The following is a 21,287-nucleotide window of genomic DNA, read 5'->3' as shown; positions in this document are numbered from 1 at the left end:
GGGGTAGTGGTTAAATACGAGTTATCGTAAATATGTTTTTTGGTGCTCGTAAAATGTCCTTCACGATGGAAGAAGTTACCCCGGCGGTTGAGGAATATCTTGAGTGCATCTACAGGCTTGAGGAAAAATTCGGTGTGGCTAAGACTAAGGATATCGTTAAGATGATGGGTGTAACCCCCGGCACAGTTACAAACACTGTTGAGTGGCTTGAGAAAAACGGCTTAGTTACCCATCAACCTTACCGAGGCGTTAAGCTGACGAGCAGAGGGCGAATGATAGCCATTCAAGTTTTAAGGAAGCATAGGCTTGCGGAACGCTTGCTCGTAGATATTCTCCGCGTGGAGTGGGAGAAGGCCCATGATCTTGCCTGCAGGCTTGAGCACGGCTTAACTGAAGAGGTAGTTAAGTCATTGGAGAAGGCTCTGAAAAACCCGAAAACATGCCCTCATGGAAACCCTATTCCGACAGAGTGCGGCGCTTTAATCGAGGAGGAAGCCATCCCCTTAACGGATCTCGACGTCGGCTCTGAGGGCACCATCGCAAGGATAGTGGAGGAGAACGAAGACCTACTTCGATATCTAAGTGGGCTGGGAGCTTTCCCAGGGGTTTTCGTGAGGGTTTTAGGTAAAAACCCCTTAGATGGCTCGCTTACAATAATGGTTGGGGAGAACCTCAATGTTTTGAGCTCGAAGATAGCGTCCGTTATACGCATCAGAAGGCTTGTTGAGGATGGTGCATTTTATGGGTAAGGTCGTGATCCCGCTAACAGCATTAAGGAATGGTGAAACAGCGACAGTAATCTCTATAGATGGCGGGCCCGGAAGGGGGAGAAGGCGCGGGGGATGGGGCTTCGAGAGGAGGCTTACAGACATGGGTTTAACTCCGGGAACTAAGGTCACGGTTGTAAAGTCGGCGCCGCTCCACGGCCCCATTGAGGTTATTGTGAGGGGTTCTAGGCTCGCGTTAGGTAGAGGAATAGCAGAGAGAATACTCGTTGAGGTTGAAAGGGATGGTTGAGAGAAGGCTTCGCATAGCTTTGGCTGGGAACGCTAATGTTGGGAAATCCGTGATATTCAATTATCTAACGGGCTTACATCAGCATATCGGCAACTGGCCTGGAAAAACCGTGGAGAGGGCTGAGGGAACCCTGCACTTCAAAGGTTACACGATAGATATTATTGATCTGCCCGGCATATATTCTATCTCAGCTTATTCTATTGAGGAGCAGGTTACAAGAGAATATATTATCCATGAGCAGCCGGACGCCGTGATAAACGTTGTAGATGCCTCTATTCTTGAGCGAAACCTGTATTTTACGTTGCAGCTCATGGAAATGGAGGCGCCGATGGTTTTAGCCTTAAATCAGATGGATGTGGCTAAGAGGAAGGGCATCGAGATTGATGTGGAGAAACTGGAGAAGATCCTAGGCGTCCCCGTTATCCCAACTATAGCGATAAAAGGGGTCGGCGTCTTCAAGCTGCTGGAGAAAGCTATTGAAGTTGCGGAGAAAGGAGGTTCTACGAAAGCCGCTATAGTGCCTTTCGGCAGGGAGGTTGAGGAGAGAATAATTGCGCTGACAAAAATGATTGAGGGGCTCGGCTGCCGCTACCCGCCGAGGTACGTGGCGATTAGGCTGCTTGAGGGGGATGAAGAGCTAGAGAGGGAAGTAGCGAAGTTAAGCCCAAACGTGGTTAAAGCGGCAAAAAGATTTTCGAGGGAGATTGAGGAGATTCATGGTCATGTTTGCTCAACCGTGATAGCGGCTGAGCGGCATGAGGCTGCTGGCCGCATAACTAGGGAAGTGCAGAGAATTGTCCCCCCAATAAAACCGAGGCTTGAAGAGCGTCTACATAGCTTCACAACCCATAGGGTTGCCGGATACATCATAATGATATTTTTACTCCTATCGATTTTCTACGTGGTTTTCATGGTTGGCGGATACATTTCAGACCTTCTAAATAGCCTATTTTACAGCGTGGAAGATCTTCTCTACAATTTTCTTGGCGCCGGAGCCTTTGGGATGTTGACATGGAGCGTTGTGGAGGGGGTTATTGCAGGCGTCACGATAGCGCTACCATACATCGCCCCATTTTACATAATCCTTTATCTCCTAGAAGATTCGGGTTACCTGAGTAGGGTTGCTTTCCTAATGGATAGCATCATGCATAAGATGGGGCTTCACGGGAAGGCTTTCATACCCTTAATACTCGGCTACGGGTGTAATGTTCCAGCCTGCTTGGGATGCAGGATAATGGAGACTCAGCGGGAGAGGCTGCTAGCCGTTTTCGTCACAACCCTTGTGCCCTGCGCAGCCCGCACCGTGATAATACTCGGCTTAGTTGGGAAGTATTTGGGCGTTGAATGGGCTCTGGCGCTATACGCCCTCAACCTATCCGTAATATTTGCTCTAGGTAGAATAGCATTCAAGGCTTTGCCCGGCGAGCCCACAGCCCTAATCATGGAGATACATGACTATAGGCTTCCACACTTAAAAACAGTTTTAAAGCAAACATGGTTCAGGCTGCTCGAATTCGTAAAGATAGCTTTTCCACTGATAGTTTTCGGAAGCTTCACGATTAAAATTATAGAGGTTTTCGGCTTGCTTGAGCCGATAGCGCTTGCCCTAAGCCCCATAACGGTCTTATGGCTGGGGCTTCCAGCAGTCACGGGGATAGCGCTCATATTTGGGGTTCTAAGAAAAGAGCTCACGCTCATAATGCTTGCAACCCTCTTAGGGACAACGGACTTCGCGGACGTTCCGGGATTTGGCCCAATCCAGATGATTGTCTTCGCAATAGTCGCCATGTTTTATGTACCGTGCATATCGACTATAGCCGCCCTCATAAAGGAGATTGGTTGGAGAAAAGCTCTTCTCATAACCGTCTTCGAAATAGCTTTCGCGGTAGCGGTCGGCGGAATAGCCTACAGGTTGCTAGCCGCGCTGTGGCCGACCGGACACCCTCTAAAAGAACTTCATCCGGGGATTATAGGTCTTTTACCGTGAGGACTTTTACGTAGTTTCCAGCTCTACTTCTAATGTTTTTGTCTTCTGTCACGAGCGATACTCCCCTGCTTTTGGCTAGGAAAATGTAGGATGCATCATAGAATGTTAAATTTAGGTTCCCAGCTAGTTCTGCTACGCTGGCTTCGCAACAGTTTATGTTAAGTACTTCCATAAGGTTCAGGGTTCTCTTTACGATCTCCATAAGCCGCCTATACTCGTCCTCTTTCAAGTCTCTTACGAGCGCTCTCCTCTTCCAAATCAAGTTTCCAAGCTCGTATCTGGCTAGATCCAGCGTATAATTCCCCGCGAGAACCGATATTTTATCCTCAATTATGGCTTCGAAGATGGATGAGGAGTCGAAAACATACTTCATCTACGCTCCCTATCCTCCCTAATGGATTCAACAACATATTCTGCAGATATTCTGTTCAGGATTGGTTTAACCTCCTCTATACTCTTCTTTAATTCCTCTATTTCCCTTCTCCTTAACTCCTCAATTATAGCGTTTTTAAGGAGTTTTGATGGTTTTATGCCGAGTTTTTCAAGTTTCTCTTTGAGTTCACGTGGGATTTTCACGGAGATAGTTACATACTTACTCATGTCACCGCCATATATGGCTACCTTATTTTAGGAATATAAAGTTTACCTCTAGGCGAGAATATCAGTTTGGCAGAATAGAAACACATATATGGGCTGCCACACAGGCCTTCAACGCAAGCAGCAAATTAGAACGAAGATATTTAAGATGGAACGATTTGATTCAGAGCCTTCTTCATGTAAGGGTTACTGGACGTGGTAGGCCGAGACACCCTAGGAGGTCGAGGTTAGAGATATGTGCGCAGATAATGAAGATCCTTCAATTTAACTATCTTAGCCTTAACGAAGTAGCCTTTTACGCTGGGCTGAACTATAGAGCGGCTAAAAGATACATCGATTTCCTAGTGGAGAGGAATCTTGTTAGCGCCATGATTAGGGATGGAAAAACATATTATATAGCGTCGCCTAAAGGAAAGCGTTTCATAAAACATTTTGAAGAGATAAGGAGATTGATTGAAGGGTAGACTATATTCTTCGCAAAGAGGAGATATTTTAAGCCACGTAACTAAAGTACGTATTAAATGTCCGATAGAGATTTATTTTGAGCAGCATACACTTCGTCATGGGGAAGCCGAATATGTTGATGGGCGCATCCAGTAGGAAGAAGTTTGTCATCCCTGTTTTGATCGCTCTATTGGGCGTTGCCTTAGCTATAGCGGCCATGCAATCCCCAGTTAATGTAGTTAATGCGAGCGCTGAAATGGAGAGTTGGGCTACAATTGAGGGCTACGCCTGTCTCCCGAACGGGTCGGTAATCAAGTTTGGCCCAATAAGGTATTGGGAACACCTTGTCTCTGTAACCGAGAGAGGAGGAGTCTGGGAGCCAGCTGAAGAAGTTAAACTCCCAATTCCGCTTTCAGAAGAGGTGTAGGGTGGAGATTTACGCTGTTAAATATCCGGCGTAGATTCAGCTAACATTGCTATGAAGTTTAATTAATTGAGGCGCTGCTAGCCTGCTGTCTAGCGGCTATTAGCCCAATAGCAGCAAGTAGACCTCATGCATGGTCATGCCTTTAGCTGAAACCGTCCTCCCATCCAGCCTAGTAACCCCTCTTCTATGGGATAGCCTCTCAGCTCTCTCGCTATCGTGAAATTCAACCTTCAGCTCAATCGGTCTCTCAGGCTTAAATGGCTTAAACTCTCCAGCCCTTCTAACCGCTGCGGCCGCAGCCTCCTTAATCAGTCTCTGAGAGACTTTTGGATGCAGGCATCTTGCCGCGAACCTGCTTGTAGCCCACTTAACGGTGACCGTGCATACATTCTTTAAGAGACTTTCGGCTTCACGCACAGCCGCATAGTCGCCTGCCACAAAGCCTAAGGGGACATCATGGTCTCCGGCAAGAGCCGCCCACAGCCCTATCTCCCCAACCAAGACGCCGTTAAGCCAGATATTATCTATGGCCGTGTGGGATAACGTATGCGTTAAAAGGCCGTCTGGGGTTCCAGCCATAGAGTGGGCGCCCACCGCAAACATTAAATCGAAGCTATCGTTTAAGCCCTCAAGCTCAAGAATCCTCCGGCCCCTTATCAGCTGAGCCCTCGGATCCAGATCCTCTATGAGGATCGTCAGCGCGGCTCCATGGCCATCTAAAACAACCACCTCGCTAGCCCCAGCCTCAAACGCTCCCTCGATGGCCGCGTTAACATCACCTGTTAAAAGCCTCCTAGCAGCCTCATAATCCTTGCCGCCGAAATCTATATCCGACCATTGTCCAGCTACTCCTGAAGCCCCCTCAAGATCCGTCATAATAAATATTTTCATTTCAGGTCACAAAATAGTCTTAGATGCAGTATCACTAAAAATATTTTCCCCATAAAGGATCTAATTGTAGAGGGGGAGCTGAGCCTTAAGCCAATATATGCGTCTTTGCAAGGAATTTACATGTTATAGAAGCGCCCTCATCATTCTTTCACATGCCTCTTTTATGCGCTCCTTAGGCTGCGTTATCGAGAACCTTATGTATCCCTCCCCGTATTTCCCGAAACCTACTCCTGGAGTAACTATTACGCCCGCATCTAGGAGCTTTGACGCAAACTCCATGGAACTTCCACCGCACCTAGCCCAAACGTAGAATGTTGCCAGCGGCTTCTTGGCTTCAAGCCCAGCAGCCTTTAACCCCTTAAGCAGCACATCCCTTCTCTCGGCGTAAACCCTGTTCACCCACCTCAAGTATTCGGGCGGCTCACCGTTAACATAGCTCTGTAGAGCCTTAGCCGCGACCTTCTGTATGTAGACTGGTGGGCCTGAATCTATCTGAGACTTGACTTTCACCAAGCCATCTATAAGCTCATTGTTTCCAACAGCGAACCCTATCCTATCGCCGGTCATATTGAATGTTTTCGAGCATGAATGGAACTCTATGGCGACATCTATGGCGCCTTCAACCTCAAGTATGCTCGGCGCCCTATAGCCGTCGAAGGTTATCTCGGAGTAAGCGTTATCGTAGCAGACTATAACGTTCTTCTCGCGGGCTAAGTCTATAATCGCTTTAAGATAATCTTTAGTTACGACGCTCGCCGTCGGATTGTTTGGATAATTGAGAAAAATCATTTTAATGCCGCTGAGATCCAGCGACTCTACATCCGGTTTAAAGTCATTTTCCTCAAGTAGGGGCATGAGGACAGGTACCCCATCGCTCAATAATGTGCTGCCGTTAGCGTAAACCGGGTAAGCTGGATCTGGAACGAGAACCCTGTCGCCGGGATTAACAAAGGCTCTGGAAAAGTTCGCTATGCCCTCCTTAGAGCCGATAAGCGCTATAACCTCCCTCCTAGGATCCAAGTCTACCCCGAACCGCTTCTTATACCATTCTGCAACAGCCTCCCTGAAATACGGTTCGCCCTGACTAAACGAGTAATTATGGTTCTTAGGGTTAGAGCTCTCCTCTTTAAGAGCCTCTAAAACGAATGGCGGCGGCGGGAGATCTGGGTCACCGATACTTAACGATATTAGGTCGACTCCCTGCTGCCGCTTCTCATTTATAATCTTCTCCAGCTCAGCGAAGAGATATGGCGGAAGCTTTTTAACCCTCTCAGCCAACTGAAACCTCAAATTAATCCCTCCAAATCAATAATACCTTTATAAACTGTTTCAGCAGGACCAGACATAAAAATCCTACCGTCACTATACTTTACCTTGAGCTCACCGCCTAAAAGCCGAACCGCACACTCGTTATCCACTTTACCAAGCATGTTTCCGGCGACAACGCTTGCGCATGCGCCAGTGCCGCATGCAAAGGTCTCGCCGACACCCCTCTCCCAAACCCTCACCTTAATTAAATCCCGCCTAATCACTTGGACAAACTCAACATTTATCCTCTTGGGGAAGAGCGGGCTCTTCTCTATTATGGGTCCGTAGCGCTCAACCGGGAAGCCATCCACATCCTCAACGAAGATTACACAGTGTGGGTTGCCAACCGATAGGCATGTTGCCCTAAAAACCTTATCGTTAACCTTAAGCTCCTCGTCTATAAATTCTCCCTCGCCAGCGACCGGTATATGCTCCCTTCTAAATATTGGGCTACCCATATCCACTGTTACAGATTTAACCCTGCCCTCAGCCACATCAAGCCAAACCGTCTTCACACCTGCTAGAGTTTCAATCCTCATCTCGCTTCTGCCGACTATACGGTTCTCATAACAATATTTTGCTAGGCACCTTATTCCATTCCCACACATCTCGGCTTCGCTTCCATCAGCGTTAAATATCCTCATCTTAACGTCGGCTACGGTGGAGCCGCATACGAGGAGCAGCCCGTCAGCCCCAACAGAAAACCTCCTCCTGCAGAGCTTTTGGGCCAGCTGGCTGAGCTTTTCTTCACGCAGCCAGCCGCCCCTATTATCAACTAAAATATAGTCGTTTCCCAAGCTATGCATCTTCCAGAAAACCAGCTCAACCATGCTTTATCGCTCCTCATCGCCCTAAATGTAACTAGCCTATCATTTCTCATAGAGGAAACTTATAAGTATTAACGGCGTTGGCCGGGAAAGTTTATATGCATGATGAATGTATAACTACGTTATAGGAGTGGTTAAAAAATTGAAGGCTGAAGTTGAAAAAGTGATAAAAGAGATTCAGCTGAGCCTAAGGGCTGATGGGGGAGACATAGAACTAGTCGACGTAACCGAGGACGGAATAGTGAAAGTCAAGCTTAAAGGAGCATGCGCAGGCTGCCCATTCTCAATGATGACCCTACAGTTCGGCGTGGAAAGATACTTAAAGGCGAGGGTTCCGCAGGTAAGAAAGGTTGTAGTTGTGTAGTTAAGCGGAAAACGCCCTACCGATATATCGGTGTCCCCTCATTTGGATCACGCACAACCCTCATAAACTCCTCAAAGATTTTCTCTGTAATAGGCCCCATCTCACCCTTACCTATCCTCCGCTTGTTAACTTCTCTTACAGGCATTATTTCCGCACCTGTCCCTGTTAGAAAAACCTCATCTGCGCTATATAGTTCGGTGACAGTTATGTTACGCTCAATAACCTCGTATCCCAGTTTTGCGGCTATCCTCTTAACCACGCTTGCGGTTATCCCAGGCAGGGCTCCGCTGGACCTTGGCGGAGTGTAAAGTTTTCCATCCTTAATGATAAATATGTTTTCGCCAGTCGCCTCGCAGATATATCCGTTAGCATCTAAAATTAGCGCCTCGTCGGCTCCAGCATTGTTCGCCTCGATCTTCGCCAATATGCTGTTCAAGTAGTTTAGGGATTTTATCTCATGGGATGTCGCATCCACGGGATCCCTCCTAATCCAAGACACTATCATGCTTATGCCCTTTCTACGCTTCTCTTCGTCATATAGCCTAAGCAGAGGGACGGCTATAATTATGATTGAAGGCCTAGCGCATTTCCTCGGATCTAAGCCTAGATCCCCAACACCCCTAGTTACCACGAGCCGTATGTAGGCGTCTCGGAGATCGTTTCTCCTCAATGTTTCAAGGACGGCCTCAATCATCTCCTCCTTTGTTAACGGTATGTCCAGCATTATAGCGTGAGCCGAATTATATAGGCGGTCTATGTGCTCCCTGAGCTTAAATACTATGCCATCGTAGGCGCGTATGCCCTCAAAAACCCCATCCCCGTACAGGAAGCCGTGATCGAAAACGGAGATTTTAGCCTCATCTTTAGGGTAATATTTCCCATCAATATATATTAGTGTTTCATTCCGCAGTACAATCACTCCCCTTACCTGAGATGACAAATATAAAATATTCGCCATTAATGCTTAAAGAATTTTATGCGTCTTGCACGATACTTTATGGGTAGGTGACCCGCTGTTGGCCATAAGTAAGGTTTCTGGAGAGGATATTAAAAATTTCACCATACATATGATTGGGAACTCTCACATAGACCCAGTGTGGCTATGGGGATGGCAGGAAGGATGCCAAGTTGTCAGATCAACGTTTAGAAACATTCTAAACCTTATGAAGGAGTTTCCGGAGTTTATCTTCACTTCCTCTTCAGCGGCGTTTTACGAGTGGATTGAGAGCATAGAGCCAGAAATGTTCGAGGAAATCAGGCAGATGGTTAAAGCTGGGCGCTGGGTAATAGTCGGCGGATGGTGGATCGAACCCGACTGCAATATACCATGCGGCGAGAGCTTTATCCGACAAGCCCTCTACGGCCAGAGATACTTTAAAGAGAAGTTCGGCTTGATGGCTGAGGTTGGCTACAATATTGATTCTTTTGGACATAATGCTATGCTGCCCCAAATCCTCGCTAAGTGCCGTTTAAAAAGCTATGTTTTCATGCGTCCAAACGCCTACGAGAATAAGGAGGTTCCGGGAGAAGTTTTCTGGTGGGAGAGCCCGGATGGCTCAAAAGTCCTCTGCTACAGAATACCGTTCTCTTACACGACTGATGGCGACATACTCAACCGCATTGAAAAGTTCATGGAGATAATTAAGCCCCCTCTAGAAGACTATATGTGTTTTTACGGTAGAGGAGACCATGGGGGCGGACCTGCCAGGGAAGACATTATGGGCATATTTGAGGCGAGCAGAAGAGGGGATCTGCCAAAAGTAGTGTTCAGCTCACCAAACATGTTTTTCAAGAAAATAGTTGAGAAGAATGTTCAGCTACCGGTTTTTCGCGGCGAGCTGCAGCATCATGCGAGCGGCTGCTACTCGGCTCACTCCGAAGTTAAGCGAAACAACCGTTTAGCGGAGAACCTGTTATGCACAGCTGAGAAAGCTGCTGTCTTAACATACGTGTTGTTTAAGAGGAGCTATCCGCGTGAGACGCTTACGAAAGCTTGGAGAAAACTGCTTTTCGCTCAGTTTCACGATATATTGGCTGGAACATCTATAGCTGAAGCATATGAAGATGTGCGCAACATGCATGGCGAGGTCCTAAGCGAGGGAAGCGCGGTGCTTAATAACGCGATTCAAAAGCTATCATCTAAAATTGACACTAGAGGCCCCGGCACACCTATAATAGTCTTTAACCCCCATTCTTGGGGGATACGCTTCCCAGTTGAGGTTGAAGGCGTCGACGGCGAAGGCGGATTAGTAGACTGTTATGGGCGGACCATACCTATGCAGAGGATAAAATCATCCGCGAACGTTGGGGATTGGCGTCAAAGAATAGTTTTCATCGCTGAAGCGCCGGCTTTAGGCTATAGGGTTTACTATAATACGTCTGGGAGAAGCGCTCATCTCCATAAAGACGAGATGTACGCTTCGGAAAATGCTCTTGAGAATAAATGGTTTAGGCTGGAGGTTGATCCGTCAACAGGATATATTAGTAGGCTATACGATAAGGTTAATGGTGTTAAGGTTTTCGGCGGAGACGCTTATGTGCCCATAGTTATTAGGGATCTGAGCGATACCTGGAGCCACGGAGTAACAGTTTTTGATGAAGTGATAGGAGCCTTTAAGGATGCTGAGGTGAGTTTAGAAGAGAGCGGGGATGCCCGCGCAACGCTCCGCATCGAAAATAAATATAACGATTCATTAATGCGAACGTATATCTCGCTATACAGGGAGCTACCCTACATTGAGATTAAAGCTTCGCTTAATTGGCAGGAGCAGCATAAAATGCTTAAATTAAGCTTCCCGGTAGGTGTTAAAGAGCCTGTTACAACCCATTCTATCCCATACGGGCACATAGTTCGCCCATGTAACGGCGAGGAGGAGCCTATCCAGAGCTGGGTTGATGTGACCGGGTACGCGGAGAACATTCACGGGAAAGAAATGGTTTATGGTTTAAGCATATGTAACGACTGTAAATATAGCTGCAGCGTTATTGGCTCTGAAGTGAGGCTAACGGTTTTGAGAAGCCCTCCCTACGCGCATCACATCCCGTATAAGCTGGAGCCCAACATAAGGTACCGCTATATAGATCAGGGGTGGCAGAGCTTCAATCTAATATTGCTGCCGCACGCTGGGACATGGCGTGAAGCCCAGACCGTTAAGATCGCTGATATACTGAACGTTAAGCCGATAGCGTTCATTGAAGGTGAACACGAGGGTGATCTGCCAGCCAACAACTCGTTTATCAAGGTGAGCCACGATAACATAGTTGTGAGCGCCATTAAGATGCATGAGGATTCGGAGAACATTATTTTACGCTGCTACGAGAGCTACGGCGCGGAAACCACGGTTGAGATCAACTTTATGCTTCTAGGGAAAAGGTGGACGACAACCTTCAAACCTCATGAGATAAAAACCTTTCTGGTGCCTGTAGGCGAAGGCAACGTTAAAGAGACTGATATGCTTGAGTTTATTGAGGAGTAATCCGCCGGCTATCCGTAGAAGCGCGGTCTCCTAGACAGGGCTATTGGAAGCGTCAGCGGCTTAAACGGTTTTCCCCCGACCTCTTCCCTTATCTCGTTTACCAGCTCATCTAAACTCATCTTTCTTATCTTCTGCTCCTTTCTTAGGCGCCTATCTCTAACAGCGAGATTCCCAGTCGAAACCTCCTCCTGACCAACAACGACTATGAACGGTATCCACTCCATCTCCGCTTCCCTGATCTTTTTCTGCATCGTTAACGGTCTATCATCCCAGTCAGCTCTGACACCTCGCCTTATCAGCTCTACCGCTATTTTCTCAGCCTCGCCATAGAAGCTTTCGCTGACGGGTATAACTCTAACCTGCGTCGGTGACAGCCAGATTGGCAGCATCGGGGTCCCACCCGTCTTCTGTATTCGGTAGGCTTTCTCTAGCAACGCATATATGTCGCGTTCAATTGCGCCGCTCGGCGAGCAGTGCAATATAAGCGGATACCTTTTTTCACCCTTCTCATCAACATACGTTATCCCATACCTTTCAGCGTTCTCTATATCTATCTGATCCGTTGATAAGGCTGAAGCCTTATCTAGGTTGTCGACAAAGTTAAATTCCCATTTAAGAACAAAATAGAAGAAGCGTTCATTCCACATTTCGACGAGCGCCGGCTTACCAAACAGCTTGACAAGGGAAACTATAAAGTCTCTATTCTCCGCATAGAAGTCCTTTGTAAACCTTATTGCCAGCTCATAGTCTTCTCTAGTTAACCCTATACCCTCAAGAGTCTCCATACTTAACTTAAACCTTTTAATGGCTTCCTCCTTAGCCTGCTCCATGTCCGCACACAGCGCGTGGCAGTCCGGCATCGTGAAGGCTCTAAGCCTCCTTAACCCAGCTAGCTCACCGCTCTTCTCCCTCCGGAAACTGTAGTGTGTCAGCTCGTATATTTTGAGCGGCAGCTGCCTATACGATATCTGCGCATCATGAAGCATTAGGAACTGCCCGAAACACGCGCTGAAGCGTAGAAAAAGATCTTTATCCTCAGACTTGACTATATATTGGCGGGCTGGAAATCTATGTAGATAGTTCGCCAACGCCGGATGCTTTATGTCGTACATTATTGGGGTCTCAACCTTCAGGGCGCCGTAGGCAATAACCTTCTCGGTCACGAACTCCTCTATAAGCGACTTAATCAGGTTGCCTTTAGGATACCATCTAAAGTTTCCAGGGTCGCTTGCATCCTCATAGTCCGCGATCTCAAGTCTCTTCATTAGAGTTACGTGGGGCGGGGTCTGCTGAACAGCCCTAACCTTAGACATTTCGTATACGGCGAACTTCCTCAGGTTCTCATATTCGGAGAAATCGAACTCCTCGACTGGGATCATGCTTCCATCCGGCTTAATGATAAACCAGTGGGAAACTATTTTCTCCTCAGCCTCTAAGGCTTTAGACACTATTTCTTTTCCAGCTTCGCGTTCACCTAAAGCTATTGATTTAAACTGCTCCGCAAGAGGATGGCCTTTAACCGATACGGAGAACTCCTTACACCACCCGAAAGGTGCTCTATAAGCCTCTATGCCTAGGCTGCTGGCGTAAACCCTCATCTCTTCAAGTATTTTCAGCGCTTCAGAGGGCTCCGCCAGATCGGAGCTTAAATGCGCATAAGGGTAAATTAATATTCGGTTAACCTTCACTTTATCGAGGAACTCTTTCACCTCGTCTATGGCTTTATGAGCCACATCAACAGTGTCGTTCTTCTCCACGCAGGTGAATAGTACAACTAAATCCTCTAGGCGATAAAGCCTTTCCTCGACACCCTCGGCGGAGGGTATCTCCCTTTCAACCGGGCGATACTCTATGAAGTTTGAGTGGAGCTGAAGTATCTTCAAGCGCTAACGCCCCGCATTAAGTAGAACAATTATACATTGATACCCATTTATAAAAATAAATTTTCCCTTTGACTAGGAGATTATTCTTCTCCACTTATCAACAATCTTATCCTTCTTTAAAGCCTTCTTATACTCCTTGTAGTGTTCTTTGCAGAGGAAAACCCTCCGCTCATCCCTAACCTTCAAGCCAGCAGCATGGACTTTTCCAGAGTCCAGAGAGCGGACAGCCTCTTTATCGCACCCTTCAACGCTGCATTTAGCGCCTTTAGAAACCCTACCCATCCGGGGAACCCTCTCTAACACTAGCTAAACATTTTCCCTCATATATGGTTGAGGATTAAAGCCTTACTGTAAACTTCCAACGCCCTTCTATAAACGTCTTTCCTGCCTTTAAACCCTTTAGGCCCAATCCTCTCTATGAGGAACGAGGCTGCCGCTGCTCCAACACACGCGCACCATAATGGATCTTCACCGTTAACGTACTCGGATAGGAAGGCACCTATAAACGCGTCTCCCGCACCAGTCGGATCCATAATAACCCTAGATTTGGCGGCTGGCACGCTGAAGACTTTATCATCAAACGATATCAGTGAGCCCCTATCCCCCATCGTAGCTATCGCTACATCTACACCATAAGCCCTAACCTTTCTCAGGGCTCCAATAATGTCGCTTATTCCAGTAAAAACCTTCATCTCCCTCTCAGAAGACTTGAAGACCTTAATGTATCTGAGAAAATCTGGGCTATCTACTCCGCGGAGGCTCATTCTCCCATCGCTGTCAAAGCGTCTAAGTAACCCCTGGGGGTCGAGGGATACTGTGGGCGTGATGCCGCTGGACACTCTGATCAAATCCGCTGAGACCTCGCCAGCTATAGGCGATATATGAATAGATTTAGCCTCCAGCGACTGAGGCAGATCCTCAACAGATATTGGCGGCGCTCTGCCCTTAAGAAACATGTCTCTGCTCCCGTCCCGATAATACTTTATTAGGAAACTTGTGGTTCTAGAGCCTTCGCAGATCTTTAGGCCGGATAAGTCAACGCCCCTCTTCTCAAGCCACTCAACGTATCTTGCTGGAAAGTCTCCTCCAACCCTCGATATGACTGAAACCCGTGAGCCAAGCTTGCCAGCGGATAGCGACACATACGTCGGTGGGCCACCAAACCTTCTTCTTGGCTTTACTTCACCGGGTGGCAATATGAGGTCTATTGCAAAATGCCCTACGGTCACTATATCGAACATTTCGAATCCTTCTAAATGATATGTAAGCATGGCAATAGATATGTTATGGCTGCGGAGAACACTAATGATGGCAGCAGATTCGCGACCCTTATCTTCCTTATCTCAAGGAGATTTATTCCTAGCCCTATTAATATTATGCCTCCCGCAGCACTGAGCTCATTTACTACGGTCTCTGTGAAGAAGGCTTTTGAGAGCGACGCCAGCAGCGTTATTCCGCCTTGATACAGTAGTAGCGGTATAGCTGAGAAGAGGACGCCGAAGCCTAAAACAGACGCAAGCGATATGGATGCGAAGCCGTCAAGCATAGATTTAGCGTACAGAATGCTTGGGTTCCCGTTTAAGCCATCCTCTATCGAGCCGACGATAGTCATGGAACCCATACAGAAGATTAGGAAGGCAGTTATAAAACCTTCAACGAACTTATCTTCCCCGGAACTAAACTTCGACTTAACAAAATTTCCAAAGCCCTCAATCCGCCCCTCAACATTAAGAACCTCGCCTGTAATAGCGCCGATGAGCATACTAAAAAACAGTATAATGAGGTTACTGGTCTTTAAAGCCATCTGAAAACCGATAAATAGGGTTACGAGACCTATGCCCTGAAAAACAATGCCTTTAACTCTATCTGGAAATTTACCGCGCAGAAAAATTCCGATTAAGCTGCCAACGATGACCGCGATAGCATTGACGATTGTTCCCTGCATAAAATGAAGATAATAAGAGGGGATTGAAAAACATTTTGAAAAATTGTATTTTAGAGCTACTTGAAGTAGAGCTGTTCAAGATCTTTCTTCATGAGAAGGTTGGCTGAGGAATCATGCGATACGATTCTGCCCCCAGCTAAAATGTATGTTCTATCGGATACGCTTAAAGCTATCTTAGCGTTCTGTTCAACCATAATTATCGTTGTCCCGCGCTCCCTTATCTCCTTCATTTTTTTAGCCAGCATACTCGCAACCTTGGGCGCCAATCCCGCCGTCGGCTCATCACACAGTAGGAGTTTAGGTTTCAGCATTAATGCTCTAGCAACAGCAAGCATCTGTCTCTCTCCGCCGCTAAGAGTCTTCGCCAAATTATGCCTTCTTCTCTCTATTTCTGGAAAAATCTCAAAAATCTCCTCGATGTCCTTTTTTACTTCCCTGTCCTTCCGTAGATATGCGCCGAGTATCAGGTTTTCCTCCACAGTGAAGTTTGGAAAAATGTTTTGTTGTTGTGGCGAGTAACCTATTCCCATAGCCGCGATCTTATCTGGGCTTCTGCCTTTAATGCTCACACCGTTAAATATGATGTCGCCCTCAAAGACGTCTGCTAAACCAGATATTGTGTTTAGAAGGGTTGTTTTACCAGCGCCGTTCGGCCCCAGAAGTGAAACTATTTCACCCTCATTAACGTACATGTCTATTTTCTCCAGAACTATCATCCTTCCATATCCTGACGTCACATTATTTAATTCGAGAAGCGCCATTCTCAGCCACCACCTATATAAGATTCTATTACTTTAGGATCCGCTGATACTTCCTCGGGTGTTCCTTGAGAGAGAACTTTACCCATATGTAAGACATAAACGTAATCCACGTAGTCAAAAAGCAGATCTATCCTATGCTCAATAATAAAGAATGTTAAGTTGCGCGTTTTCCTTAAGTAGCTTATATATTCGAAGAGGCTTCTGCCAACAGCGTAATGCACGCCCGCCGTCGGCTCGTCTAAAAGTATTAATTTGGCTCTTCCGAGTATGCCCTTGCTTGTTTCAACCATTTTGATGTGTCCGCCTGACAGGCTTGCTGCATATGAATTGTAGATCCCATCCATCTCAAACTCTTTTAGGAGGCTTTTAACTTCACTAGCTATCTGCAATTCCTCTTTTATCCACTCTTTTCTAAAAGGCGCTCTAAACAGTTTTTCTCCTTTCTGCCCCTTTGGGCTCAACATCATATTCTCGAGGATTGTGAGCGAGCTGAAGAGTCTCGGTATCTGGAAAGTTCTCGCTATCCCCATATCATATATTTCATTCGGATTTAACCCGTCTATCCGCCTTCCCTCAAAGAAAACGCTGCCGGAATCAGGCTTATAAAATCCAGTTATAATATTGAATAACGTACTTTTACCACTGCCGTTTGGGCCTATTAACCCCGTTATAGATCCCCTTTCCACCTTAAGGCTGACATCTTTAAGCGCTTCAACGCCGCCGAATCTTTTGCTCACATTTTGAACTAATAGTATGGGGTCTGTCAACCAGACTCCCTCCCAATAAGCCAATACAATGCCGTTTTTAAGTAGGCTAATGCTTTGGAAACAACATCGGTTAACGCTCTTCTCGAAACATGCTTCTTCTCCTTTTCTCTCTCAAAAATCTTCCAAGCCTCTGTCTTTACGGGTTTTTCAGGAAGAAGCCCCTTCGGCTTGTATATGAGAATTATGACTATTAGGGCGCCAGTAATCATCCATCTAATATAGTTTGGATCGATTAAAAGTCCGGGAAGCATGAAGTTTAAGACGGATGTCGCCCTATTAAGCAAGGTGAATACTAATGTTCCAAGCAGAGACCCGAAGTTGTTTCCTCTTCCGCCAAGTATAACCATGCTCCAAACCTCGAAAGTAACAGTTGTGATAAACATGTCTGGAGTCACTGACCCAAGATAAAATGCGTATAGCGCGCCTGCAACACCACTTATGCCCGAGGCAACAAAAAGCAATTCCGCCTTTATCTTTGGAACCGGTTTACCAATACATAATGATGCTACTTCATCTTCCCTTATTGACCTTAAAACCCTGCCGTAAGGCGAGTTGGCTAAAAGCTCGAAATAAACAAGTGTTCCAGCTAAGATTGCTAATGTTAGTACTAGGAATGAAAGGTTTTTTAGCGCGGGGTCTGAAACCCATGCGAATGGATGGGGGATTCCAAGTATGCCATACGCGCCTCCCGTAGGCGTAAAGTGCTTCATGAATACCCTCAACATCTCTCCAAAACTTAGTATGGTTATCCCAAGGAAGGCGGGGCCAACCCTTAATGTGGGATACGAAATAAGGTATCCGGATAAACCTGCTACGAGAAATGAGAGGGCTAGTGAAAACAGGAAGACGACTATGTTTAGCCACGGCGTTCTTCCAGCAACTTTTCCAATGGCGATTATAGCGTCTAGACTGTAAACCGGGTAATCGTAACCGTAGAATGAGAGGAAAATACTCATTGATGTATAGGATGCTACGAACGCCCCTATCCCAAAGAAGGCTACAAGCCCGAAATTAGCCATGCCCGTGTATCCGATCTCCATATTTAGGCATAAAGATAGGATAGCGTAGATCCCGAAGAGGGTTAGCCAGGAAATCAAGAAGCCTATTAAGTCAAACACCGCTTCTCACCTCATTCTAAAGATGCTTTTACACATAGCTTTAACCTTAGGAAGATATCTGTAGGGTAAGCCGCCGCCAGCCCCAGCCGGCGGTCTTATCAAAATCGTCATCACCAAAACAAAGAAGGAAAGGAATGGGCGAAAGCTGTATTCGATTCCAAGATAGCTGTGGAGAAAAACTATGAGCACATTCTCTGTGAAAGATATTATTATTGAGCCGATAAATGTTAACGGTAAACTTACCAGACCCCCAATAACTGAGCATGCGAATACTTGCAAGATCACGGAGTCACCTGTTTCCGGCGAGACGTAAGCGAACAATGACCAAGCTAATCCACCGATAGCTGCAAGCCCTCCAGAAATAGCCCACGTAACCATAAGTATTTTTTCTCTTGAAATCCCAGATATTTGTGCTAGCTCAAGATTGTCTGCAATAGCTCTAACCGCCATACCCGTTTTAGTTTTCATTAAGAAGAACGCTAATAGCGCAAAGACTATAGCCGTTAATGCCAAAGTAAATAGAAACTTTGCGTTTACCTCAATTCCAACTAGAGATAATGTTGATGGAACATCTATATCGGGAGACACATAGAATAGGGGGGTTAACCAAGTTTTCTGTAGGACCCCTAAAACAGCATAAAACATATATTTAATAAAGATCCATGCTCCCATCGAAGCTATCATTAATGTGACCGGCGTAGATCTCCTTTTAATTAGCGGCGAGAAAACAAGAACATGAGTTATCACGGCTAGCGTGGCTCCAAAGGCGAACGAGACGAAAATTACTGGGATGAATGGCACGCTCATTTTTAAGCCCTTACTTATTAAAACTGGCATATAAGCGCCGACAGTAGCGTATATGCCATGGGCGAAATTTAGAACCTTACTTGTTCTATAGCTTAGCGTTAAGGGTACAGCCATTAAACTATATATGCAGATGTACCACGCCATGTTAATCACATTAGCCAGCTCCGCCACCAATCAGGTCTCACCGTCCATCTCTCGAATAAAGATTCATTTCCATTAACTAGAAACAAATAAATAAAGGAGTAGAAAAGATTTACTTTTTATCCTTTTCTACTCTCCCATGGTGATTACGCCTGCAGAGTAGCTCCCCACATCAAGGTAAACGTATTTCCGCTCTTGCTCGCTGAATTTAACCGTCCATATGGAGTAATCCTGCAGGAGCTTATCTCCATTCTCGTCAAACATCGTCAGTCCAGAAGGCCCATAATATCTGTTAGCAACCTCTACTAAAGCCGCTCTTATTGCTTCTCCCTCATACTTTCCAGCCCTGACAATAGCCCATCCAGCGAGCATGACGGCGTCATATAGGTTCGCTGAGAAAACCGGGGGATCATGCCCTGTTCTAGCCTTATATCGCGCGGCGAACTCTTTAAGCAGCGGGTTCTCCCTGAAAAGCGGTCTAGTCCCCAGCAGATTTGTAACCTTAATGAAACTCGCTATATTCTCTTCAAGCAGACCTCTCGCACCGTGCACGCCTTCGCTTGAGAACCATCTTAATGATGATAGGAATGGATCTCGGCTAGCATGGCTCAATATGTTAACCCCATCAGTGTCGAAAGTTATCATCACTATGCCCTCAACCCTCTCCTCTCTAGCTCTCACGCTGAGCTGCGCAACCTCGCTGGCATAATCCGGTAGACCAGACGCATACTTCATCCCTATCGCTATACCACCTAAGGCTGAAAATTCTTTCTTAAAGAACTCCTCAAACGCCACGCCATATTCATCATCTCTATGAAAAACTATCACTTTATTAATTCCCTGAGATTTAACGAGCGCTGCTAGCGCCCTTGATTGCCCGGCGTCTGACCCGACCGTCCTGAATATATAATCGTTCGGTATCGCTAGTGTTGGGGAGGTTGATGAGGGCGATATGATGACTATTTTATTGTCGTCAGCATAACTTTTCACAGCTTTAACTTGCGAGCTGGCAGCCGGTCCAATTATGACTTTTATGCCCGCTTGGTGAAGTGTTTGGACGGCAACTAGAGCCTCTGTGGGCGAAGTCTTATCGTCTTGTATAACGGGTGTAAATTTAGCTCTTATACCGTATTTCATCATCTCTCTGTTTAAGTCCTCGATGGCCATTTCCACAACTGTCTTCCATTGAACACCGACATCCGCAAGCTCGCCTGTCAATGGTAGGCTGACGCCAATCTTATATTCCACCGTTTTGTTTAACTCGCCGAGCATGCTTTGTAGAGCTGCAACTTTATCGTTTAGATTTCTTACCGTCACATTCAGCTCCGCATAAGTTGCGCTCAGATAAGCGTATGTTAAGCCAGCTCCTATAACTAATCCTATCACTAGGAAGACTAAAAGCCGTGGTAGCTGAGCCGACATTAACTAAACCACCCCTATTTTTTAATTTAAAAATTCCTATAGTACACAGAGTTCTATACAAGAGAATTAAGTATTTAAGATTTTTGTTTGTAAAATAATTGGGAAGCGTAAGGTATAATAAGATATTCTGCCTTTTAATCCCAAGAGAACAGAGAAAAATATGTGAGGATGCTGATCTATGCCCTATAAGCGTAAGAATAGGGGTCGTTCGAAGGGGCAGAAGGGTAGGGGCGACCTAGTCCACTGCAGTGGGTGCGGTGAACTTGTTCCACGGGATAAGGCTAAGAAGGTTACGCGCCGTATCTCGCTTGTCGACTCTGCTTTAGCTAAGGAGCTTAGGCAGAAGGGCGCCTATATATCTAGCCGAACCGAGACATTATACTATTGTATTTCATGCGCCGTTTATAGGGGCTTAGTTAAAGTAAGGGCTAGGGAAGAGCGAAAGGTAAAGATGCCCCTTAAACCATAAGCGGTCATCTATTGTTTTTGGGAGACCTTTCTGCGGAAGTAGAGAGCTCTCTGAATAACTGTGAGATTTGATGCTATAGCTAAAAAAATTATGCTGACCCTTAGAGCAGTTGCTTCAGCCAAAAGGGCGCTTATTATGCTTGCGGCGATTATCACAATTATTCTCTCAGCCCTCTCCATAATGCCCACGGTCTCCATCGGCACATCAGCCGCCTCAGACCTAGCCCTAACATAACTCGTTAGCAGCGAACCTATGAGGGCTAAAAATCCCCAGAAAAGATCGCAGAGACCGCTTAAAATTAAGCCGCATAAAACCGCTGAATCCACATACCTGTCAAGCAGCGAATCTAGGAAGCCGCCCAGCGCGGTCACTTCGCCGTAAAGTCTAGCCAGCGCTCCGTCCAGAGCGTCACAGAAGCCTGAGAGCATTAAAAGAACAGTTGCTGTAGATAAGTAGATTCTATAGGCATTTAAATCGGCTAGCGAGACCCCGGCAGCCCAGTAGGCTAAGCCTGAAAGAAGGCCGAACACCACGCCCATGGCGCTTACGACATTCGGTTTTAGGCCAGCGCTATGCATCAATCTGGCTTCCGCGGAAACTATCTTTTGAATCTTATGTTTAAGCTTGGTCAGCATT

The 21,287-nt window shown here is 46.4% G+C and carries 24 protein-coding genes; 8 read left to right on the top strand and 16 right to left on the bottom strand.

From position 1 onward, the window contains the following. The first annotated feature begins 53 nt into the window (after nt 1-53). From QXR61_02840 to feoB, 3 genes are read left to right on the top strand one after another with little or no spacing between them, the layout of a single operon-like run. Complete coding sequence (locus QXR61_02840; protein ID MEM3756888.1) at nt 54-749, top strand: metal-dependent transcriptional regulator; 696 nt, start codon at nt 54-56, stop codon at nt 747-749. After that, nucleotides 742-1,017 carry a FeoA family protein gene (locus tag QXR61_02835; GenBank protein ID MEM3756887.1) on the top strand — a complete coding sequence of 92 codons (276 nt, stop codon included), beginning with the start codon at nt 742-744 and terminating at the stop codon, nt 1,015-1,017. The genes QXR61_02840 and QXR61_02835 overlap by 8 nt, the downstream gene beginning before the upstream one ends. Beyond that, nucleotides 1,010-3,004: a ferrous iron transport protein B gene (gene feoB / locus QXR61_02830; protein ID MEM3756886.1), complete on the top strand. Its 1,995-nt coding sequence runs from the start codon at nt 1,010-1,012 to the stop codon at nt 3,002-3,004. Before QXR61_02835 ends, feoB begins: the two co-directional genes overlap by 8 nt. Here the strand turns inward: feoB and QXR61_02825 are convergent. Together QXR61_02825 and QXR61_02820 are read right to left on the bottom strand one after the other, a co-directional pair. Then, the gene (locus QXR61_02825) at nt 2,985-3,377 is read right to left on the bottom strand and encodes a type II toxin-antitoxin system VapC family toxin (GenBank protein ID MEM3756885.1); all 393 of its coding nucleotides are present in this window, start codon (nt 3,375-3,377) and stop codon (nt 2,985-2,987) included. The two genes, feoB and QXR61_02825, sit on opposite strands and share 20 nt — an antisense overlap. Beyond that, entirely contained in the window at nt 3,374-3,604 is a 231-nt protein-coding gene (locus QXR61_02820) for a CopG family transcriptional regulator (protein MEM3756884.1), read from the bottom strand. Before QXR61_02820 ends, QXR61_02825 begins: the two co-directional genes overlap by 4 nt. A 155-nt stretch (nt 3,605-3,759) precedes the next feature. On the opposite strand from QXR61_02820, the gene QXR61_02815 reads away from it, so the two are divergent. Both QXR61_02815 and QXR61_02810 read left to right on the top strand, forming a co-directional pair. Next, nucleotides 3,760-4,065: a winged helix-turn-helix domain-containing protein gene (locus QXR61_02815; protein ID MEM3756883.1), complete on the top strand. Its 306-nt coding sequence runs from the start codon at nt 3,760-3,762 to the stop codon at nt 4,063-4,065. 77 nt (nt 4,066-4,142) lie between these two features. Then, entirely contained in the window at nt 4,143-4,472 is a 330-nt protein-coding gene (locus tag QXR61_02810) for a hypothetical protein (GenBank protein MEM3756882.1), read from the top strand. A gap of 99 nt (nt 4,473-4,571) precedes the next feature. Here the strand turns inward: QXR61_02810 and QXR61_02805 are convergent, their stop codons facing one another. The 3 genes from QXR61_02805 to dapF all read right to left on the bottom strand — a co-directional run bounded on the left by QXR61_02805 (nt 4,572) and on the right by dapF (nt 7,492). Continuing rightward, on the bottom strand, nt 4,572-5,363 hold the full coding sequence (locus QXR61_02805; GenBank protein ID MEM3756881.1) for a M55 family metallopeptidase: 792 nt from the start codon (nt 5,361-5,363) through the stop codon (nt 4,572-4,574). A 123-nt stretch (nt 5,364-5,486) separates the two neighbouring features. Next, on the bottom strand, nt 5,487-6,653 hold the full coding sequence (locus QXR61_02800; protein MEM3756880.1) for an LL-diaminopimelate aminotransferase: 1,167 nt from the start codon (nt 6,651-6,653) through the stop codon (nt 5,487-5,489). Then, nucleotides 6,650-7,492, bottom strand: coding sequence for a diaminopimelate epimerase (dapF, locus tag QXR61_02795; GenBank protein ID MEM3756879.1), 843 nt, complete (start codon nt 7,490-7,492; stop codon nt 6,650-6,652). The genes QXR61_02800 and dapF overlap by 4 nt, the downstream gene beginning before the upstream one ends. Nucleotides 7,493-7,640: 148 nt before the next feature. Here dapF and QXR61_02790 point away from each other — a divergent pair, with 148 nt between their 5' ends. Further along, nucleotides 7,641-7,862: a NifU family protein gene (locus tag QXR61_02790; protein MEM3756878.1), complete on the top strand. Its 222-nt coding sequence runs from the start codon at nt 7,641-7,643 to the stop codon at nt 7,860-7,862. A 16-nt stretch (nt 7,863-7,878) separates the two neighbouring features. Here the strand turns inward: QXR61_02790 and ilvE are convergent, their stop codons facing one another. Beyond that, entirely contained in the window at nt 7,879-8,802 is a 924-nt protein-coding gene (gene ilvE / locus QXR61_02785; GenBank protein MEM3756877.1) for a branched-chain-amino-acid transaminase, read from the bottom strand. A gap of 76 nt (nt 8,803-8,878) precedes the next feature. On the opposite strand from ilvE, the gene QXR61_02780 reads away from it, so the two are divergent. After that, nucleotides 8,879-11,338, top strand: a complete 2,460-nt coding sequence (locus QXR61_02780) for a glycoside hydrolase family 38 C-terminal domain-containing protein (protein ID MEM3756876.1) — start codon at nt 8,879-8,881, stop codon at nt 11,336-11,338. Nucleotides 11,339-11,346: 8 nt separating this feature from the next. Here QXR61_02780 and QXR61_02775 read toward each other — a convergent pair whose 3' ends face one another. The 9 genes from QXR61_02775 to QXR61_02735 all read right to left on the bottom strand — a co-directional run bounded on the left by QXR61_02775 (nt 11,347) and on the right by QXR61_02735 (nt 20,182). Then, nucleotides 11,347-13,221, bottom strand: a complete 1,875-nt coding sequence (locus QXR61_02775) for a threonine--tRNA ligase (protein ID MEM3756875.1) — start codon at nt 13,219-13,221, stop codon at nt 11,347-11,349. Nucleotides 13,222-13,293: 72 nt separating this feature from the next. Beyond that, the gene (locus tag QXR61_02770) at nt 13,294-13,503 is read right to left on the bottom strand and encodes a hypothetical protein (GenBank protein MEM3756874.1); all 210 of its coding nucleotides are present in this window, start codon (nt 13,501-13,503) and stop codon (nt 13,294-13,296) included. Between the two features lie 38 nt (nt 13,504-13,541). Next, a complete protein-coding gene (locus QXR61_02765; protein ID MEM3756873.1) occupies nt 13,542-14,462 on the bottom strand; it encodes a PfkB family carbohydrate kinase in 921 nt (306 codons plus the stop codon). 11 nt (nt 14,463-14,473) lie between these two features. Further along, a complete protein-coding gene (locus tag QXR61_02760; GenBank protein MEM3756872.1) occupies nt 14,474-15,166 on the bottom strand; it encodes a DUF554 domain-containing protein in 693 nt (230 codons plus the stop codon). A gap of 56 nt (nt 15,167-15,222) precedes the next feature. Next, nucleotides 15,223-15,927, bottom strand: a complete 705-nt coding sequence (locus QXR61_02755) for an ABC transporter ATP-binding protein (protein ID MEM3756871.1) — start codon at nt 15,925-15,927, stop codon at nt 15,223-15,225. Nucleotides 15,928-15,929: 2 nt separating this feature from the next. Further along, the gene (locus tag QXR61_02750) at nt 15,930-16,694 is read right to left on the bottom strand and encodes an ABC transporter ATP-binding protein (protein MEM3756870.1); all 765 of its coding nucleotides are present in this window, start codon (nt 16,692-16,694) and stop codon (nt 15,930-15,932) included. Further along, on the bottom strand, nt 16,691-17,812 hold the full coding sequence (locus QXR61_02745; protein ID MEM3756869.1) for a branched-chain amino acid ABC transporter permease: 1,122 nt from the start codon (nt 17,810-17,812) through the stop codon (nt 16,691-16,693). The genes QXR61_02750 and QXR61_02745 overlap by 4 nt, the downstream gene beginning before the upstream one ends. A gap of 6 nt (nt 17,813-17,818) precedes the next feature. Further along, on the bottom strand, nt 17,819-18,790 hold the full coding sequence (locus QXR61_02740) for a branched-chain amino acid ABC transporter permease (protein ID MEM3756868.1): 972 nt from the start codon (nt 18,788-18,790) through the stop codon (nt 17,819-17,821). 99 nt (nt 18,791-18,889) lie between these two features. Further along, nucleotides 18,890-20,182 (bottom strand): ABC transporter substrate-binding protein, encoded by a 1,293-nt coding sequence (locus QXR61_02735; GenBank protein ID MEM3756867.1) that lies wholly within the window; start codon nt 20,180-20,182, stop codon nt 18,890-18,892. 178 nt (nt 20,183-20,360) lie between these two features. Between QXR61_02735 and QXR61_02730 the strand changes: the two genes are divergently transcribed. Next, a complete protein-coding gene (locus QXR61_02730) occupies nt 20,361-20,651 on the top strand; it encodes a 30S ribosomal protein S26e (GenBank protein MEM3756866.1) in 291 nt (96 codons plus the stop codon). An 8-nt stretch (nt 20,652-20,659) separates the two neighbouring features. Here QXR61_02730 and QXR61_02725 read toward each other — a convergent pair whose 3' ends face one another. Continuing rightward, the gene (locus tag QXR61_02725; protein ID MEM3756865.1) at nt 20,660-21,286 is read right to left on the bottom strand and encodes a CDP-alcohol phosphatidyltransferase family protein; all 627 of its coding nucleotides are present in this window, start codon (nt 21,284-21,286) and stop codon (nt 20,660-20,662) included. Nucleotide 21,287: the final 1 nt, after the last annotated feature.

It is taken from the genome of Candidatus Bathyarchaeia archaeon (assembly GCA_038882715.1).
Taxonomy (GTDB): Archaea; Thermoproteota; Bathyarchaeia; order Bathyarchaeales; family DTEX01; genus DTEX01.
The sequence above is the reverse complement of the archived record's forward strand: the minus strand, read 5'-3'. Positions and strand labels throughout refer to the sequence as shown.